At 52.8% G+C, this 18,877-nt stretch carries 16 protein-coding genes; 12 read left to right on the top strand and 4 right to left on the bottom strand.

What is annotated here, in order from left to right; translation table 11 throughout:
• Window positions 1-35: 35 nt before the first annotated feature.
• Genes SH302x_RS11830 through SH302x_RS11840 form a run of 3 tightly spaced genes read right to left on the bottom strand, consistent with a single transcriptional unit; the run spans window position 36 to window position 2,196 of the window.
• Entirely contained in the window at window positions 36-680 is a 645-nt protein-coding gene (locus tag SH302x_RS11830) for a leucine-rich repeat domain-containing protein (protein ID WP_479368894.1), read from the bottom strand.
• On the bottom strand, window positions 671-1,801 hold the full coding sequence (locus tag SH302x_RS11835) for a cysteine desulfurase family protein (protein ID WP_479368895.1): 1,131 nt from the start codon (window positions 1,799-1,801) through the stop codon (window positions 671-673). The genes SH302x_RS11830 and SH302x_RS11835 overlap by 10 nt, the downstream gene beginning before the upstream one ends.
• Window positions 1,798-2,196 carry an ArsR/SmtB family transcription factor gene (locus SH302x_RS11840; protein WP_479368896.1) on the bottom strand — a complete coding sequence of 133 codons (399 nt, stop codon included), beginning with the start codon at window positions 2,194-2,196 and terminating at the stop codon, window positions 1,798-1,800. The genes SH302x_RS11835 and SH302x_RS11840 overlap by 4 nt, the downstream gene beginning before the upstream one ends.
• Window positions 2,197-2,276: 80 nt before the next feature.
• Here SH302x_RS11840 and SH302x_RS11845 point away from each other — a divergent pair, with 80 nt between their 5' ends.
• The 6 genes from SH302x_RS11845 (at window position 2,277) to SH302x_RS11870 (ending at window position 8,799) form a co-directional block, all read left to right on the top strand.
• Window positions 2,277-2,891 carry a class I SAM-dependent methyltransferase gene (locus SH302x_RS11845; protein WP_479368897.1) on the top strand — a complete coding sequence of 205 codons (615 nt, stop codon included), beginning with the start codon at window positions 2,277-2,279 and terminating at the stop codon, window positions 2,889-2,891.
• A 61-nt stretch (window positions 2,892-2,952) separates the two neighbouring features.
• A complete protein-coding gene (locus tag SH302x_RS11850) occupies window positions 2,953-4,056 on the top strand; it encodes a cytochrome-c peroxidase (RefSeq protein ID WP_479368898.1) in 1,104 nt (367 codons plus the stop codon).
• 182 nt (window positions 4,057-4,238) lie between these two features.
• Window positions 4,239-5,237, top strand: coding sequence for a c-type cytochrome (locus tag SH302x_RS11855; RefSeq protein WP_479368899.1), 999 nt, complete (start codon window positions 4,239-4,241; stop codon window positions 5,235-5,237).
• A 55-nt stretch (window positions 5,238-5,292) separates the two neighbouring features.
• Entirely contained in the window at window positions 5,293-6,615 is a 1,323-nt protein-coding gene (locus tag SH302x_RS11860) for an APC family permease (RefSeq protein WP_479368900.1), read from the top strand.
• Window positions 6,616-6,715: 100 nt separating this feature from the next.
• Window positions 6,716-7,393, top strand: coding sequence for a response regulator (locus tag SH302x_RS11865; protein WP_479368901.1), 678 nt, complete (start codon window positions 6,716-6,718; stop codon window positions 7,391-7,393).
• Window positions 7,390-8,799: a sensor histidine kinase gene (locus tag SH302x_RS11870; RefSeq protein ID WP_479368902.1), complete on the top strand. Its 1,410-nt coding sequence runs from the start codon at window positions 7,390-7,392 to the stop codon at window positions 8,797-8,799. Before SH302x_RS11865 ends, SH302x_RS11870 begins: the two co-directional genes overlap by 4 nt.
• Before the next feature lies 1 nt (window position 8,800).
• On the opposite strand, the gene SH302x_RS11875 is transcribed toward SH302x_RS11870, so the two are convergent.
• Window positions 8,801-10,462, bottom strand: coding sequence for a TolC family protein (locus tag SH302x_RS11875; RefSeq protein ID WP_479368903.1), 1,662 nt, complete (start codon window positions 10,460-10,462; stop codon window positions 8,801-8,803).
• A 267-nt stretch (window positions 10,463-10,729) separates the two neighbouring features.
• Here SH302x_RS11875 and SH302x_RS11880 point away from each other — a divergent pair, with 267 nt between their 5' ends.
• From SH302x_RS11880 to SH302x_RS11905, 6 genes are all read left to right on the top strand, one after another.
• Window positions 10,730-13,957 carry an efflux RND transporter permease subunit gene (locus SH302x_RS11880; protein ID WP_479368904.1) on the top strand — a complete coding sequence of 1,076 codons (3,228 nt, stop codon included), beginning with the start codon at window positions 10,730-10,732 and terminating at the stop codon, window positions 13,955-13,957.
• A 33-nt stretch (window positions 13,958-13,990) separates the two neighbouring features.
• Window positions 13,991-15,343: an efflux RND transporter periplasmic adaptor subunit gene (locus tag SH302x_RS11885; RefSeq protein WP_479368905.1), complete on the top strand. Its 1,353-nt coding sequence runs from the start codon at window positions 13,991-13,993 to the stop codon at window positions 15,341-15,343.
• 465 nt (window positions 15,344-15,808) lie between these two features.
• Window positions 15,809-16,033: a hypothetical protein gene (locus SH302x_RS11890; RefSeq protein WP_479368906.1), complete on the top strand. Its 225-nt coding sequence runs from the start codon at window positions 15,809-15,811 to the stop codon at window positions 16,031-16,033.
• Window positions 16,030-16,518, top strand: a complete 489-nt coding sequence (locus tag SH302x_RS11895; RefSeq protein ID WP_479368907.1) for a DUF2924 domain-containing protein — start codon at window positions 16,030-16,032, stop codon at window positions 16,516-16,518. Before SH302x_RS11890 ends, SH302x_RS11895 begins: the two co-directional genes overlap by 4 nt.
• A complete protein-coding gene (locus SH302x_RS11900) occupies window positions 16,515-18,071 on the top strand; it encodes a recombinase family protein (protein WP_479368908.1) in 1,557 nt (518 codons plus the stop codon). Before SH302x_RS11895 ends, SH302x_RS11900 begins: the two co-directional genes overlap by 4 nt.
• A complete protein-coding gene (locus SH302x_RS11905; protein WP_479368909.1) occupies window positions 18,071-18,502 on the top strand; it encodes a hypothetical protein in 432 nt (143 codons plus the stop codon). Before SH302x_RS11900 ends, SH302x_RS11905 begins: the two co-directional genes overlap by 1 nt.
• Window positions 18,503-18,877: the final 375 nt, after the last annotated feature.

The following is an 18,877-nucleotide window of genomic DNA, read 5'->3' on the forward strand; positions in this document are numbered from 1 at the left end:
CTAACCTATTCATCCACACAGTTACAGGGCAAGCCTTAGCGACGAACTCTGACACTTGGAACCAGTGCGTGTAGGTCGGCTACGCCAGAGTCAGTGATGGATGTGCCGAGAAGCGATAAGAATTTGAGTTGTCGTAGATCGCCGAAATTCCGCATCGATGCGTCCGAAACTTTGGTGCGGTTGAGGTAGAGCCATTCCAGTCGAGTCAGCAAAGCCAAAGTTACAGTGCCTTCATCGCTCACGCTTGTATCACTGAGCTGAAGCGTGGTTAGGTTCTTTACGCCAAGAAGATGCTTAAGCGACTCGTCCGAAATTCTAGTACCGCTGAGCGAAAGAGACTTCAACGAAGGTAAAGTCTTCAAGATAGCGAGTCCTTCACCATTAATCTTCGAGCCTTCAAGCGATAGGTACTGTAACTGAGTTAAACCTGTTAGCCGCTTCAAAGACGTATCGTCGATGTCGCAACTGCGAAGATAGATCCGACGAACGCCGGAAGGGAAATCAAGCTGCTCGAAGTCCTGTCGAGTTCCGTCGTTGAGCGTGATTGACCGCGAGCTACTTGCTACGACTGCGTCCTGGTCGATCACCGTCTCCTGAGCGATGGCAACCGCGTAGCCGAGGCTAGAGCCAGTCAGAAGAAATATAGACCAAATGAAATGAAGTAGTTTGTTTACAGACATAATCGTTTACTTAAGGCTGACACCACCATATCGATCTCTTCTTTAGAGCTCGATCGGCCGAGGCTGAAACGCACCGCACCCAAGCATCTTTCCGAGTTCAGCCCCATTGCGGTCAGGACTGGACTCTTATTCTGTTTACCGGCGTGGCAAGCGGAACCAGTAGATGCAGCCATGAATGGAAAATGAGCCAGCAGGTCGTAGCCAGCGATGCCGTCGAAGCTGACATTCAGCGTATTGGGCAGCCGTTTGATTGGGTGGCCGTTCAAATGGACTCGCTCACCGAATTCGTTCCGCAGGCGCTCCCAAAAGTAATCTCGCAGGTTTTCGATCCGAGCATCGTCAATCCAGTCTGCTGCTTCTTGGCAAGCGACTCCGAGGGCTGCAATCTCGAGTATGTTCTCTGTTCCCGCACGTCGGCCGCCTTCGTGCCCTGCACCGTGCATAAAAGGGGCTAACTCAACTCCTTCACGAATGTACAGCGCACCAATGCCTTGCGGAGCATAGAGCTTGTGACCAGCGATCGACAGCATGTCAACGCCCATCGATTCAACGTCCACAGGGGTCTTGCCGACCGCTTGGGCGGCATCGGTATGGAGCAGAACTCCGTGGGCCTGTGCGATCGCAGCGATCTCTTCGATAGGCTGGGTTGTACCCACTTCGTTGTTGGCAAGCATGATCGAAATGAGCACGGTCTCAGGCTCAATGGCGCGTCGAACATCGTCAGGATCAATCAGGCCATGTTCCTCAACGGGCACTCGAGTCACGCGAGCCCCCAGGGTTTCAAGAAAACGCAGCGGCTCTGTAACCGCGGGGTGCTCGATCGAACTGATGATGAAGTGCGGCTGTTTCAGTCGATGGCGGTTCGCGAAGAACACGCCCTTGATTGCGTGGTTATTGGCTTCGGTACCGCCAGATGTGAAGATGATCTCGGTGGGATCGCAACCGATAAGCGAAGCGATGCGAATCCTTGATAGCTCGACGATCTCAGCAGCGGGCGCACCTGCCCAGTGACGGCTGGAGGGATTGCCGAGATCGAGCTGAAGCAATCTCAGCAACTCGGCTTTGACCAAAGGTGAGAGTGGAGTGGTCGCGTTGTAATCCAGATAGATTGGCTGGTTCATCCTCGAGCTCTCGCCGTGCGTTTGCTCGCTTGCTTCGGCTTCTTCGGCATCGCGGATTGTTTGGCCTCGAGCTTGGCCTTCTCGGCTTTGATTTGCTCCGTTGATTTCGAGACGGGGACTTCGTTACGAGCGAGCTCCTCGAGTAATAGTCCAGTCAACTTTGGTCTGGCCAGATAGTAACAGCGCGTCTGTGCGTCCTGAGCGAAGTCGACTAACTGCGTGTGCCTGAGTAACGCCAAATGCTGCGACAGATTCGCTTGTCGTGCGGGTAGCAGGTCTTCGAGGTCGGTAACACACTTCGGACCTTTCGAAAGCTCTTGCAGAATGGCCAGTCGCGTGGGGTGCGCAAAGGCTCGCAGCAGCACGGTGGCTGATTTCGTATCGATCTCCGTCAAGATCTTTCTCCGGGTTGTTGTATTCGCATATCCGAATACAATCTTACTGCCTCTTATGACTCGCACAAGCAGGGATTTTTATGGACAAGACAGCGCACTGGGAAAACGTCTACCAAACGAAGAGCTCGACCGAAGTCAGTTGGTACGAGCCTGACCCGAAACAATCGCTGGACTTGATCCTCGAGGCTACTGGCGAAAAGCGTGGCCGAATCATCGATGTGGGTGGCGGGCAATCGTTTCTCGTCGATCGTCTGCTCGACTCGGGATTCAAGCAGGTGGCTGTGTTGGATATTTCCAGCGCCGCCATCGAAGCGACCAAAACTCGACTAGGCGAACGAGCGTCGCAAGTGGAATGGATGGTTGCCGACATTACCCAAGCGGAGTCGCTGGGCGAGTTCGACATCTGGCACGACCGAGCGGTGTTTCATTTCATTACCGATATCGAAGATCGTCGGCGGTATCTCGATTTGCTCACGCGAACATTACCTATTGGCGGTTACTTCGTCGTAGGGACATTCGCCATCGGTGGTCCAGAGAAATGTAGCGGACTCCAGATCCAACAATACGATGCAGCTACGATGGAAGAGGCGCTGGGGCCGTCTTTTGAATCATTGAGTTGCTGCAACTATAAGCACACTACTCCCTCGGACAAGCAGCAGTTGTTCTTTTTTGGCGTCTATCGGCGCGTAATGTAATCGAGTAACGCTGTAGTCGAAAAACACGGGAAACCGAAACTTCAACAATAGGAATTTCATCATGAATCAAGTCGACAGTATCTTCAGGTTCTCGACGCTGCTAACTTTCGCAATAGCGATCAACTTGTGCATGTCAGACTCTCACGGGAATGAGCCAGTCGATGAACTGCTTAAAGATGCTCAAGCTAATTTCGGCTTGATCACTGCTGCAGAGCCGGAAGAACTTGAGAAGCCACTGACCGTCCTGGGACAACACTTATTCTGGGACAAGCGACTTTCGGCCAACGGCAAAATTGCATGTGCCTCTTGCCATGCGGCCTCCGACTGGGGTGCTGACTCTGAGCAATTCTCGATCGACGCGAAAGAGAAGCCAACGAAGCGCAATTCGCAGACGGTATTTAACGCAATGCTGCAACCCAATCTGCGGTGGACTGGAGATCGCAAGTCGGGTGCACACCAAGCGGAGAAGTCACTTACGGGTTCGATGGGATTTGCCAGCGCAGATGACGTCGTTGAATTGATAAAGCGGCATGGCTACGAGGCCAAGTTTAAAGCTGCGTTTCCGGAGACGGAAAACCCAATGAATCCTGTGAACTACGCCAAGGCGATCGAAGCCTACGAATTCACTCTTAGCACTCCAGCAGCCTTTGATCGCTACTTGAGTGGGCAGTTGGACGCAGTGACCGAACAGCAGAAGTCAGGGCTTCGATTGTTTATGAGCGTTGGCTGCGCGGACTGTCATTCGGGAAAGTTGCTCGGTGGCGAGGGTCTTGAGAAGTTTGGTGTTCATCAGGATTATTGGAAGGCGACGGGGTCGAAGCAGACGGATGCAGGTCTTTTTGAATCGTCGAATAAAGAAGAGGACAAGTACCAGTTCCGCGTTTCCATGCTGCGCAACATAGAGAAGACAGCACCTTACTTTCATGATGGATCGGTGGCCAGCTTAGGCGAAGCTGTTCGAGTCATGGCAAAAGTTCAGCTCGACCAGGAACTGAACGATACCCAGATTCAATCCATCGTCGCGTTCCTAAGTTCACTGACGGGCGATATTCCACGGAATTACACCGATCCACTGAGTCAGGTTGACGTTTCACTGAAATCAAAAGCAGGCGAGACAGTCACTCGCACCTCGAGAATTCCGGATTCCAAAGGGGTGCGAAACTGAAGCTGCCGATTGAATAGAGGGCTAAACGGCGGTTTAGCATTAGATCCTCCTAATGAAGCGTTCCACGATATTGACGCTCAATTGCGTGGGGCCTAGCCTGAGTTTGCCATGGGCCAATAGCACGTCGTAGATGACCACGTGCTTGAGACGAGACCACAGGTATTTGCAGGAGGATCGATCGAATGTCCAAGCACTCATTTCTTTTGGTTTCAATCGGCGTCTTCGTTGGGCTCTTTACGGGAAGCTTGGTGCAGCTCTATGTCCCCGAGTTTCCAGTTGCATCCGCGCAGACGGTCGCTGCGCCTAAGGCGGCACAGCTCACTTGGTTAGACCTACCTGATGATGACAAGTTTTCGCAGATTGAACGCCAAATGCGAGGATTTGATACGACCATGATGGAGGTGGGGTATCGATACGATGAACTGGTCGAAGCGGTCAAAAACCGCAACTTTGAGTATGCCAAATATCAAACGGAGAAGATTGGTCACACCATAAGTCTCGGTATCGAACGTCGACCAAAAAGAGCAAAGTCTGCAAGACCGTTTCTGGACGTTGAAATCCCCAAAATGCTTTCGGCTATTGAAAAGCAACAAGCGGAAATTCTCGATTCCGCGATCCATAGCCTTCACGAAGGATGCATTCGATGCCATCGATCAGAAAACGTGCTATTTATGGGATCTCGATTCGCAACCATACAACCAATAGCAGATGAGGTGCGTGAGGAAATCAAACGATATCAAGATATTCTGAGCGACGAGGTTATCGCGAAGGCAGATCGAGCCAACGGTCACAAATTGTTTACTCAAAGCTGCAAGAACTGTCACTCAATCTTCGGCGAGGGCAGCCACACTGGCCCCAATCTTCAAACACTCCCCATGTCCGATCGCAACTACCTCATAAAGTCAATCATTGCGCCAAATGCTACCGTTGGCTTTGATTACATGACGCAGCAATTCCTTACGCATGATGGCAAGGTGTTGACGGGACTCGTACTCTCAGAAGACGAACTCTCGCTGACTCTGCAAACCGCAAATGAAACCCTTGCGATACAGAAGTCTGCCATCGAAGAACGAAAAGCGTCTACGGTATCCGTCATGCCTGAAGGAATCCTTCAAAAGCTAACCCACGAAGAGGCCCGGGATCTATTCGCGTATTTGCAAGGCAGTGAGCAAACGAAATAACCCAGACAAGTAATTTGAGCCATACATCCAGCTCAGGCCTTTACCGAGAGCATCCATGAATTCCAATAGCCAACCTGAGCCAGTCACGGGGACCTTGCGTCGAGACGTGGGGATCTTTGGTGCGACGATGATGGGCTTGGGTGCGATCGTTGGCACTGGCATCTTTGTGAGCATTGGTCATGCGGCCGGAGTTGCCGGAGATTGGATTGTAATTGCGATTGGGGTCGCGGCAGTCGTGGCGACGCTCAATGGTCTCAGCAGTGCACAGCTCGCGGCGGCACATCCTGTCAGTGGTGGAACATACGAATACGGGTATCGATGGCTTCATCCAAGTCTGGGGTTTACCGCTGGCTGGATGTTTCTGTGCGCCAAGAGCGCGTCGGCCGCCACGGCTGCCCTGGGGTTTGCCGGATACGGTTTGCGATTGCTTGGCATCGAGTCGACGAACATGCAGATTCCCATCGGGCTTGGAGCACTGCTGGTTGTGCTTGGATTCGTTCTGCGAGGCATTCGCTGGAGTAGTATTTTCAATGCGACTGTAGTTTCATTGACACTCACGTCCTTGGTTCTGTTCGTCGTAGCGGGAGTGGTCACGATCATTCATGCGCCCGCTACTGGACCCATCGCAATTGCTTCACGCACGACGCTGCCATCAACTTCGTTGAGTGGCGTTTTTGAGGCCTGTGCCCTGATGTTCGTGGCATACACGGGCTACGGCAGAATCGCGACGCTCGGTGAAGAGATTCGTGACCCCAGTCGGAATATTCCCATCGCCATCATTGTCACGCTTGGCATATCCATGGCGCTCTATGTGTCGATTGCGTGGGTGTCGATCGGCGTTGTCGGGGCAGAAGCGTTTAGTGCTGCTGCGGAATCAGAAGCAGCACCGCTAGAAATGGTGGCGAGCAATTTCGATTATCCCGCGATACGTTATGTGATTGCAGTGGGTGCCGTAACCTCAATGCTGGGAGTTCTGATCAATTTAGTCCTCGGGCTATCTCGTGTGGTATTAGCGATGGGACGCCGAGGTGATATGCCTCGCGCGGTAGGTAGAATCGATCAATCCGGTGTCTCGCCGAGAAACGCAGTAATCGTGGTTGGGACGCTCATTGCAGTTCTGATCCTCACTGGCAATGTGAAGACAACGTGGTCATTCAGTGCGTTTACCGTTCTGATTTACTACGCCATTACCAACCTGGCGGCAATTCAAATGTCGGATGCCGAAAGGCGTTACCCCCGGGCGATCGCGTGGCTAGGGCTGCTGTCATGCCTGTTCCTTGCGTTTTGGGTTGATCGAGCAGTATGGCTTGTTGGATTATCGCTAATCGCTGCCGGGCTCGTGTGGTGGCGGTATGGCAAGCAACTACTCGCACATTAGCAACTTCTAATCAAAGCTGGATTGCCTGTGAAGTTAATTGCGAAGAAAATCAGAATCTGTGTGATGTAACTGGAGATGTCGTTTGGACCGGAATTACCGTGTGGCAAAAGTACTAGTTGTTGAAGATCATGCCAAACTCCGGAGCAATCTCTTAGAACTCTTGGCGAGTGAAGGTTACGAAACCGCCGGCGCTGCCGTCTACGCAGATGCCTTTCAAGCAATCACCGAAGCGAATCTAGATCTTGTTGTGTTGGATCTTGGAATACCTGGCGGTGACGGGCTGGACCTGCTTAGGCAACTCCGAACGCAAAATGAGCCGCCAGCAGTCATGATTCTGACCGCGCGTGATACGGTTGAGGACCGCGTTACGGGACTGGACGCAGGTGCAGATGACTATTTGATCAAACCGTTTGCACATGCGGAGTTTCTGGCGAGAGTTCGGGTGCTTCTCCGCCGGCAAAGCGGCAAACGAGATTCGGTGATCCGCTTCGGAGGAATTGAACTGGATTTTATTGCACGCACCGTGTTGCGAGATGACACGCTCGTTGAACTCAGCCAGAAAGAGTTTGAGCTGCTCGAGTATCTTCTCCGGCACAAAAATCAAAGTGTGTCACGGGAGATGCTAGCGAAAGACGTGTGGAAGGAACCTGGTGGGATTCTAACCAATGCGATTGATGTTTGCGTGAACTCATTGCGTCGTAAGATTGAACTGCCTGGTTTGCCAAAAGTCATCACAACCATTCGAGGCATCGGCTATATGATTCGAGATGAAACATGATGAGGCAAACGCGACTCAATATCCGCTGGCGACTGACGATTTGGAATGCGCTGGCATTCGCCTTCATCCTGGTTGCGTTTGGAATAGGCGTGTATCAGTTGTTGCGCCAATCGCACTTCGACATGCTCGACAAGAGTCTGAAAAACCGCTTAGTAACACTCGAGAAGTCGCTTCAGGGGGGCAGTTCGGTTGAAGATGCTATTCGCGACTGGGTTGGGAAGTTTGGAGAACACAGCGACTACTTCGCTTTCGTCCGCGACAGTCTTCAGAATACAGTAGGAGCAACAGCAACGATAAATGAAGTCGACATCGTTCGGCTGCTCCCTAGTCTCGTCAACGATTATGGCGGTACCATTCATGACTCTACGCTAGGGCGGATTCGATATGCTTCTCGTGAAGTCCAAAGTCACGAGCAACCGTTACGAATCTATGTGCTGGCAGAGCTAGAGCACCTAGATGAAGAATTATGGCTGGTGCGAAAAACTTTCCTATTCGCCATTCCGCCGGCGCTGGTGCTTTCTGCTGCGTTGTCCTATTTGTTGGCGGTGCGAGCACTTTCGCCGGTTGAAAAACTGAGGCTCAAGACGGACTCCATCTCTGCGACAGATCTACACGAGCGAATTGCGATAGCCAATCCGAACGACGAAATCGGTCATTTGACCGCTACGATCAACTCGTTGTTGGCGAGGCTGGACGAATCTTTTGATGAAATCAAACGATTCACAGCCGATGCGTCGCACGAGCTTCGCACCCCAATCGCCATCATTCGCAGTGAAGCAGAAATGGGATTGCACAGCGATGCCGATCACTCTCGTACGAACAAGCGACTGAGTAGCATCGTTGAAGAATGTGGACGACTGACAAGTCTTACGAGCCAATTGCTGGCCCTGAGTCGGGCGGAATCATCAATCAATAAATCGAACTTAAAGCCAATTCAAATTGACCGACTGTTGACCGAAGTGGTGGAAGCCCTAGAACCCCTAGCGAATAGGGCTCAAGTTCAGATTCGACTGGTTACCGGCGAGGAACCCATTTCTGCAAAGGGTGATTATGATTCCTTGCGGCAGGTCTTTCACAATCTGATTGACAATGCGATTAAATACAATGTTGCTGAGGGAATCGTTGAAATCGAAACGACGGGAGATGGTCACAACACAATCGTTAGCGTGCGAGATTCAGGAAGAGGGATCGCCACTGAGCACTTGCCACGCATCTACGAACGGTTCTTTCGCGGTGAAAGCGAGTATGGAGCAAAGGAATCCAGTGGGATTGAGTCATCCATTCAAGGCTCAGGGCTGGGGCTTAGTATTGTTCGTCGCATCATCACCAATCACGGAGGACGATGCGAAGTTGAAAGTGAACTCGGTAAGGGAACGCTATTTCGTGTCATCCTGCCCAACGAATAAATCATTCGGTAGGTGATGGTTCCATCGGCAAACTGGATGAACTTATCGGCCAGCCAAGGGCCCATTGAAGTTGCAGCTGAGCGCGGTTGTAGTCGACGACGGCCCGCATGTAAGCTCGCTGTGCGGTCTCAAGGGCCTGAATCGCTTGCAGGGCTTCGATCGGCAGCCCTTGGCCATCACGAATGCGATCGATATTCCGCTGGTAAGAGTCTTGTGCACGCCCAATGGCCGTTTGCGCCATTTCGACTTGCTGCTTGCGAATGCCGACTTGAGCGTTGGCCTCGGCCACTTCTTGAGCGACTTGATCCATGATTCGCAGTTTAACGAAATTCGCTTGTTGGACTTGGGAGTTCCGCTCACGTCGAGCTGCTCCTTCTCCAAAACCAAGATTACGCATTTCCCAAACCATCATGGCATCCACGTCATAGCGTCCACCAAAATTGTCTGCGCTGCTCCCTAGACCGCCACCGAAGCTGGTCGTACTGAAGCCTAGAAGAACGCTCGGAACAAATGGAGCGTACTTCTCACGCTTGAAGGCTTCACAGGCAGCAGCGACCAGCGCTTGTGACTCCTTCAATTCGGGCCGCGTCGATAATCCAGTTGCAATCAGAGTGGGCTCATCAGAAGCTTGCGGAAGCATATCGAGTGGAACGGCTACGGTGTCCTGCGGCAATAGGGTTGAAGACATCGGGATACTCAATACTCGTGCTAATCGCGTCGATGCGACTAGTTGCCTTTCTTTGATCGCAAGCTGACGAGTTTGTAGTAATGCAAGCTCTGTTGCGGTGCGATCCGAATCGGATTGCAGTCCTTCGCCTGCATCGGCAAAGTTAGCTGTTAGCGTAGCAAGGTCGGACGTTCGCTTGACCGCTTCGGCGATGATCTCTTGATCCTGATAGGCTTCCAACAGGTCGATGTATGCGATGCCACTATTGAGCAGTTGCTGATTGAGCGTCGCAGTAGCAGCATGTCCACGCGCCCAGGCTGTCATTTCCGCAGCCTTGGGCAAAAAGATTGCGTCGGCCAAGTGGAATTGAGCCACGACGCCCGGACGAGTTGGCGACCCCGCTCCGACTGCGCCTGCGCCAAGACCGTAATTGAACGAATTGAGATTCACATCGACAATCGCACCTTGCACATCTTGGTAGTTGCCATCACGACGGCGATAGTTGAAGCCTGACTGAATACTCGGGAGCCACATGACCTTGGCTCGGTCGAGCTGTGCGTATGCTTCTTGAACTCTCCAGCGAGCAAAGCCGACGACTGGATGTTGTCCGCCGATCATAGCCAGCGCTGTCGGCAGGTTGATTGGGACTGGCGACGCAGACGCCTGATCGCCAGAGATCTCCGGCAATGTCGTTTGCTCGATAGGTTGTAACTGTACGTTTGATGCCACGGCGACTACCGCAGTCGGTGTCATCGTGTTGGACGACGCACTTGCTTGCGTTTCTGGACTTGGTTCGTTTGCCGTGGCTGGTGCAGGTGTAACGTGGGATACCGGATGGACGGGATTCACGTCCGAAGGCTTTATGGCGATCGCGCCAACCGCTGAAGGTGTCGTGCTAACTAAAGGCGGCTTGGTGACTGGCTGGGTAGTGGCACAACCGGCGAAAACCATCGAACCAGTCACTGCCCCAATCCAGAGTTTAAGGCTTCGCTTCATTTCGTTGTTCCTCAGATTCCCTGGTTTTGGGATTCAAATCCGTTTGTAGCGTCTTTACTAGATTTGTTTCGACAAACGATGGGTCCGCTAATAGCGGCTGAAGCGAATGATTAGCAACTTCTAATCGTACGGCCTTAGTGGCTGATCGATGCAGCGATTAAGATGGGGATTCCTGTTTGGCAAACCTTACCGCCTAGCGAATCGGAATCGGCTGGGCCGGCAAGTTCCCATCCCGTTGTTCGCGGACTAAATCGGACTCCATACTGCATGCAACTCATACTTTCCGCCATGCGTCGCCCCGCGACCGTCATGGTTCTCGTTCTCAGTTTGGCACTCGGCTGCTTCCTGGCTGTCGGTCCGTCGGTGTTTCAGCACTACAAATGGCCTTACCCAGCGGGATTGCCCAAGGGTATGGAAGTGGACATCTTCCCGAAGCTGAATTTGCCGGTCATCTACGTCTGCCAGCCCTACGGTGGGATGGACCCGGCGCAGATGGAAGGCTTTCTGACCAACTACTACGAGTATCACTTCCTGTACATCAGCGGCATTCACCACGTGGAATCGCGGAACGTACAAGGAACGGCGCTTATGAAGTTGTACTTCCATCCTGAAACCAATATGGCTCAAGCGATGGCAGAGACGATCAACTATGTGAATCGCTCGCAAGCGTTCATGCCGCCTGGTACCGTATCCCCGTTTGTGATGCGATTCGACACGGGTAGCGTTCCAGTTGGCTACCTAGTGCTCTCAAGCGACACACGAAGCATCGCCGAAATCCAAGACTTGGCACTTTTCCGTGTACGTCCGATGTTTTCGAGTCTGCCTGGTGTTTCTGCACCGCCGCCGTTTGGTGGTAGTGCTCGCTCGATCGTCATCACGGTCGATCCCAAGAAGTTGCAGTCCTACAGCATGTCACCGGACGAAGTGATCGTCGCGCTTACGCGGGGCAATACGATCAGTCCCTCGGGTAACGTGCCTATAGGTGACTCGTACCCGATCGTACCAGTCAACTCGGTGGTGAAAGATCCACAGCAATTGGGCTCAATACCTGTTCGCATGGGCGAGAACCCCGTCTTCATCCGTGACCTTGGCGTCATTCAAGATTCGGCCGACGCGCCGGCGGGTTATGCGTTGGTCAATGGCCGACGTGCGGTCTACATCCTCGCGACGAAGCGGGCTGAAGCTTCGACGTTGAGCGTCATCAACAACATCAAAGACGCTCTTCCTAAAATGAAGGAAGCGCTCGGTGCCGATGGCGAAGGGATCGATGTTCGCTTTGAGTTCGATCAATCGCCATATGTTACCCGCGCAGTTGGAGGTGTGGTTACCGAAGGCGTTCTCGGTGCCGTGCTCGTGGGGCTTATGATCTTGCTGTTCTTGCGCGATTGGCGAAGTTCGTTGATTGTGGTACTGAATATTCCACTGGCACTTTTCTGCTCGATCTTGGCTCTTTGGATCACTGGTCAAACGATCAATTTGATGACGTTGGGTGGACTGGCTTTGGCGATCGGCATTCTTGTTGACGAGGCAACTGTCTCGATCGAAAACATCCATTCCCATTTGCAACGCGGCGTGCCGCTAGCAAGAGCAGTACGCGACGGTTCTATGGAAACCATCGTTCCACGCTTGCTGGCCATGCTTTGCATCTTGGCAGTCTTTGTTTCGTCGTTCTTCATGCAAGGAGCTGCGCGAGCGTTGTTCGTACCATTGTCTTTGGCAGTCGGTTTTTCGATGATCGCATCCTACTTTCTCTCCAGTACGTTCGTCCCGGTAATGTCTGTATGGTTACTCAAGAGTTCCAATGGGCATGCCGCGAAACGTACGGCGTTTGATAGTCTTCGAGACGGTTACGAGCGACTGTTGTCAGGACTTGTGCAACTGCGATGGATCGTTGTTCCTGTCTACTTGGCGGTTTGTGTCGGACTGATTGCCTGGATTGCGCCTCAGTTGGGACGTGGCGTATTTCCTGTCGTCGATGCGGGGCAATTCCGCCTGCGTATGCGAGCTCCTGATGGTACGCACATTGAGAAATCTGAAGCCTTAGCCAAGCAGGCGTTGCAAATAATCGGCGATGAATTGGGGCCTGAAAACATCGAGCTAACACTCGGCTATGTGGGCATGATTCACTCCAATTTTCCGGTGAATGCGGTATATCAATGGTCGCGAGGTCCCGAGGAAGCGATACTTTACATAGGCCTCAGTGAAGCATTGCATCTTTCGGACGAGGTGATGAAAGAGCGAGTTCGCGAGCGACTTGCCAAGGAGATGCCCGACGTCCGATTCTCCTTTGAGCCATCCGACATCGTGAACGAGGTCATGAGCTTCGGTTCGCCAACGCCCATCGAAGTCGTTGTGAGTGGAGCGGACTTTGCAAAGAATCGCGAGTTCACTGAAAAACTTCGAAAAGAACTAGCTCAAGTGCCTGCGCTTCGAGATCTGCAGCTCGGTCAATCGATGGATTACCCAACGGTCCAGGTGAACGTAGATCGCGAGAAAGCTGGTATGGCAGGCCTGATGCCTATCGATGTTTCGCGGGCATTAGTGACTGCAACTTCATCGAGTCGCTTCGTTGTTCCGAACTATTGGGCTGATCCCAAGAGCGGCGTCGCCTATCAAGTTCAAGTTGAACTGCCGCGTCCAGTCGTGCGATCACCTTATGATGTAGAGACCATCGGTTCTGTGGCTCAGCTCGGCCGCATACCTCTTCGCAAGACAGCGGACGGCCAAGTACTTATTCAAGACGTCGCCACGCTCGAACGTGGCACGATGCCAGGTCAATACGATCGGTACAATATGAAACGCCAAGTCACGTTGACCGCCAATATTGCAGGGAGCGATCTTGGTTCAGTCTCTGCTCTCGTGCAGAAAGCCATAGCACGTGCTGGCGATCCGCCAACGGGTAGCACGGTAGAGGTGCGAGGTCAGATTCCGCCGATGCAAGAAATGCAGTCGGGACTATCGATTGGATTGCTTCTTGCGATTGTGGCCGTATTCCTATTACTGACGGCTAATTTTCAGTCGATTCGGCTGTCGCTCGTTACCGTCTCTACCATTCCAGCCGTCGTCACGGGTGTGGTGATCATGCTTTACCTCACCAATACGACTGTGAATATTCAGTCATTCATTGGGGCGATCATGGCCGTCGGTGTCGCGATGGCGAACGCGATTTTGCTCGTGACGTTTGCAGAGAAACGGCGCAGCGAAGTTAGCGATGTGAAGACTGCTGCTGTGAGCGGTGCGGGCAGTCGCTTACGCGCGATCCTCATGACAAGCTTGGCAATGATCGCAGGCATGTTACCGATGGCACTGGCTTTTGGAGAATCTGGCCAGCAGAACGCACCGCTGGGCCGCGCGGTCGTGGGTGGCCTCATAGCCGCAACCTTAGCCACGCTATTTCTACTACCACTATTCTTTGCGATGTTGCAGTCCAAGGCGAGCTTGAAATCGGCCTCGATGGACCCCGACGATCCTGAAAGTCGCTACTTCGCAGCCTAAGCACATTCAAACATTCACCCAATCTAACCAAACATGAACAAAACACTGTCTATAATTTCTGTACTCACCTCCGCGTTCTTGATCGCTATCGCAGGATGTGACTCGAAGGATGCGATCAATACAGCAGCTGTCAGTGGAGCCGCATCGGCAAACTCGCTGGATCGAGTCACAGCCGGCGTTCCCATAAAGAAGACACTGCAGCTATTTACGGAGCAGCCGGGACGCGTTGTCGCGTTTGAAGAGACGCCAATTCTGTCGAAGCTCCCAGGTTATGTGGAGTCGGTGCAGTTTGACATTGGCGACAAGGTTTCCAAAGGCCAAGTGCTGGTGCGTCTCCACGCACCGGAGTACATGGACCAACTAGAGCAAAAGCGTGGCTTGCTTGGCCAAGCCGAAGCTCAAGTCAAGCAAGCCGAGGCCGCATTGGTTGCCGCCGAGGCCGCCTCGAACTCGTCTAAATCCATGATAGCCCAAGCGGAAGCGGGAGTCGGTAGAACCGATGCCGAGTTCGCTCGCTGGGATTCGGAACTCAAGCGAATTCAGCAGCTTGTTAGTAAGGGTTCCGTGACACCAAAGCTTGCCGATGAGACATCAAGCAAATTTCAATCTGCTGACGCCGCGCGCCAAGAAGCAATGGCCCTGATTGAATCGGCCAAGGCCCGCCAACGAGAAGCCGAAGCGAACGTCTTAACCGCTCAAGCAGACATCGACGCGGCCAAAGCCAAGTTGAAAGTAGCGCAATCCGATATTGCTCAAGCCGAGACGATGTTGACCTACACCGAACTTACGGCACCATTCGACGGCTTTGTCACAAGCCGACATGTCGACGCCGGGCACTACGTCCAACCGGCCGGGGCCAGCAACGCAAAGCCACTGATGACGGTTGCAAATGTCAGCAAGGTGCGAGTTTTCGTGAACGTTCCCGAAAGCGAAGCCGGTTGGGTCGACGCCGGTTTTGGAGATGCGAAAGCAGGCGATATGGTAACGATTCTTTCGCCGTCGCTGCCGAATGGAAAAATAGAATCTCGTGTCACTCGAACCAGTCTGCAGCTCGATCCGCAGAGTCGATCACTCTCGGCCGAAATCGATCTCGACAACAACAATTTGAAATTGCTGCCTGGAGCATTTGTGACGACAAAATTGCTTCTTGAGCAACGTGAAGATGTACTAACTTTGCCAACGGGAGCCATCCTCAAATCCGCCGACGAGACCAGATGCTGCGTTGTGGTCGATGGCAAGATTCAATATCGCCCCATCGAGCTTGGTCTTCGCGCTGGAGATGACGTAGAGATCAAGTCGGGTCTCGACGGAAGTGAGACAATAGTCCTTCTGCGAGCCGGTTCACTGCAAGCCGGGCAGTCAGTCGAGATCATTGGTAAAAAATAACGACCAAATGTTCTGTTGCAGAATTTGCCCCACTAAGAGGTCGTTAATTGCGAATTTTCTCGTGGGGTAATGGGACGCGCGTCGGCTGTTTTGCATAGATAGATCTGGGAGGGATGCCATTTCGGTTCCCTCGAAGAGGTCTTTCCATGGAGGCAGAACCATCGACGCTTACTCTCTCGACTCTCTTCCCACCGACGACGAACTTGCCCGCGATCCGGCGTCTGTTCGCTTTCGATCCGTCGCCGAGATATTGCTTCGCGGCATTCGCCGATGTGTGGCAGCAGACCGCGAATTGGATGACGAATCAAGCCAAGTTTCGGCGCAGGAGAGACCTGTTTTGGAGAATCTCGGAGACTCTTTACCCGAGCCGCTTGATTTCGTTTTCAACAAACCCCTCTCTGTGTCCGCCGTCTCCAAAACGCTGGGTTTTGGAAAAGATCGAGACATTCAGATAGGAGGTAATTCGTGAGCAACGAAGCGAGACACAGAGACATTGCAGCTCTGCTAGCCAGAGGGGTCGTACGAGTAAAAAAACAACCATTGGTCGCCAAGGCATTCGAGTCGCATATGCCGGATGCCAAGGCGTATCCCACCGACCAGCAATCTCAAGCCGAGAGCTTGCGAGCGAATGACGAAAGCATTGACCAGATTGAGTCAATGACTCCGATTCAGGACGGAGGTGAACAATGAGTCCAAACGTAACAATCGAGATCGCCGAACTGCAGGACAAGACGGTCAGCCAGTTGGTCCAACGCTACGAACAAGTCTTCGAAGAGGAATGTCGCAGCCGCAACAAACAATATTTGATCCGGCGCATCGCGTGGCGGTTGCAAGCGAACGATGAAGGTGGACTTTCTAGAGCAGCAATCAAGAAAGCTGAGGAGTTGGCTGTTGACGCCGATACACGCGTGACGGCTCCACGCAAATACAGCTCCGACGGCGTGAAGTTGGTTTTGGCCGAGCCCGATTCCTTTGTCGATTGGGACCCGCGGCTACCTCCACCAGGCAACATCGTGGAGCGGCAATACAAGGGCAACATGATCCGTGTGATCGTGTTGAAGGACGGCTTTGAATACGAGGGACGGCGTTACAAGTCCCTCACGGCGATCGCAAAAGAAGTTAGCGGCTCGCACTGCAATGGATTTCTATTCTTTCGACTTGGAAGGAGAGCATGAGCAACAAACCTACACCGCGCCCCAAAACAATTCGCTGCGCGATCTACACTCGAAAGTCCACCGAAGAAGGCCTCGATCAACAGTTCAACTCGCTCGACGCTCAGCGTGAAGCGGCCGAAGCGTACATTCGCAGCCAAAAGTGTGAAGGCTGGGAAATCGTTTATGATCGCTACGACGACGGTGGATTCTCTGGTGGCAACATCGAACGGCCGGCGCTCAAACGTCTGATGGAAGACATCCAGGCCGGCAAGATCGACTGCGTGGTCGTCTACAAGGTCGATCGACTGAGCCGCTCGCTACTGGATTTCGCGCGAGTGATGGGGACATTTGATAAGTTCAACGTCTCCTTCGTCTCAGTGACACAGCATTTCAACACGACGCATTCGATGGGTCGGTTGACGCTGAACATTCTGCTTTCGTTTGCACAGTTCGAACGCGAGATCATCGGCGAACGCATCCGCGACAAGTTGGCTGCCCAATGTCGGCGCGGCCAATGGACCGGTGGCTACCCGGTCCTTGGCTACGACGTCGATCGTAGCGAACGCACACCGAAATTGGTGATCAATCCCGAGGAGGCCACTCAGGTTCGTCGGATCTTTTCGCTCTACCTCGAGCTCAAGAACTTGATGCCGGTCGTCGAAGAGCTCGACAGACGTGGCTGGAGAAACAAACTCTGGCATTCGAAGAAAGGCCTTCCTAAAGGCGGTCGCCTTTTCGACAAATGCAGTGTCCATGCGATGCTGACCAATCCGATCTACTGCGGGAAAATCAAACACAAGACCGACCTTTATCCAGGTCAACATCAAGCGATCGTCGACGAAGACATCTTCCAACGTGTGCAGGCACAGCTAAGGGACAACAGCTTCAACCGTGGAAACCGGCTTCCAAGCAAACACGGTGGACTTCTGAAAGGATTAATTCGATGCCCGGACTGCAATGTTGCAATGGTCCACAACATGACCAAACGCAACTCGATCGTCTATCGCTATTACACTTGCGTCCGTGCGATCAAACGTGGACGGCAATCGTGTAAACATCCGTCTCTCCCAGCCGGCGAGATCGAAGCGGCTGTGGTCGACCAAGTTCGATCTATCTCGCGGGACACTCAGCTTCGTGACGAGATCATTCGCCAGGCGATGGACGCCACACAACAAGGCAAAAAGGAACTGGAGTCGCAACAGACTCAGCTCACACGCCAACTCAATCGCGATCACGGTGAAGTTCAGCAATTGGCCCTCGACCAACAACCAAACAATTCGATCGTCTACCGAATTGCCGATGTTCAAGAGCGGATTGAAGAAGCGGAACACAAGCTTGCCAAAGTGAACCGCCAACTGCTGGATCTGGAAAAGCAAGAGTTATCGACGCAGGAGATCGAAGAGGCCTTCATCGACTTTGATCGTATCTGGGACGCATTGACTACGCGTGAGAAAGCACAACTTTTGGCGCTGCTTGTCTCGAAGGTCGAGTTCGATCAAAGCGACTGCACGATTGCAATTTCCTTTCACGCAAGCGGCATCGAGTCGCTTGAGCAACAATCACAGGAGGTTTAATGGTCACTATCAAACGCAAACTGAATGTTAGCATCGCTTCACGAGGTCGCATCGCGATTCGACCCATCGATCCGAATGCTGAACCCCCTCTCCCAAGACCAACGAGCAAGGTACCTCGCATCTCCAGGCTTATGGCCCTCGCGATTCGCTTCAACGAGATGATTCGAACCGGCGAGGCGACAGACATGATCGAGTTAGCTCGGCGCGGACACGTTACCCAGCCACGAGTGAGCCAGATCATGGCGCTCAATCAACTCGCGCCCGACATCCAGGAAGCGTTACTCAATCTGCCGAGTACCAAGGGCAAGCCCAAGATCCACGAAAAGCGTCTTCGCCCGATTGCCGCCATGCTCAACTGGGATGACCAGCGATTGGCGTGGCGGGAATTGACCAGTGTTGCATCGATCGATGCTGGAAACTCTCTGAAATAAACTACTAAAGGCAAGTTGGTTGGCGCTGCTATAAGCTTGTAATGAAGCAGGAAATCTACCAATCTCTCCCAACGATAGGTGCATCCCAAATGACGGTTCGTCCTGTGGCATGAACGCCGACCGCAGGCGGGCAAAGATGCTCTGTTCCCATAGGCGTCGGACCTGTCGTCGTGCTTAGAAAGTTGATAGCCTCTCCCAGTCGAGAAAGTTGCAAGCATCTCTACAAAAGCTTGATTGACCATCACGGCAGCGGCCAGATGCCATGGGGCAAAGCCCATGAATCGTCTGTCTGAATGTGTTTATCCTTCTTGATTGGTCTGGCTCACTGGGAGGAAACAAGTTGCGAACTCTCTGTGGCCAGGACTCGCGTTTTCT

Source organism: Njordella calcicola, from assembly GCF_056494125.1.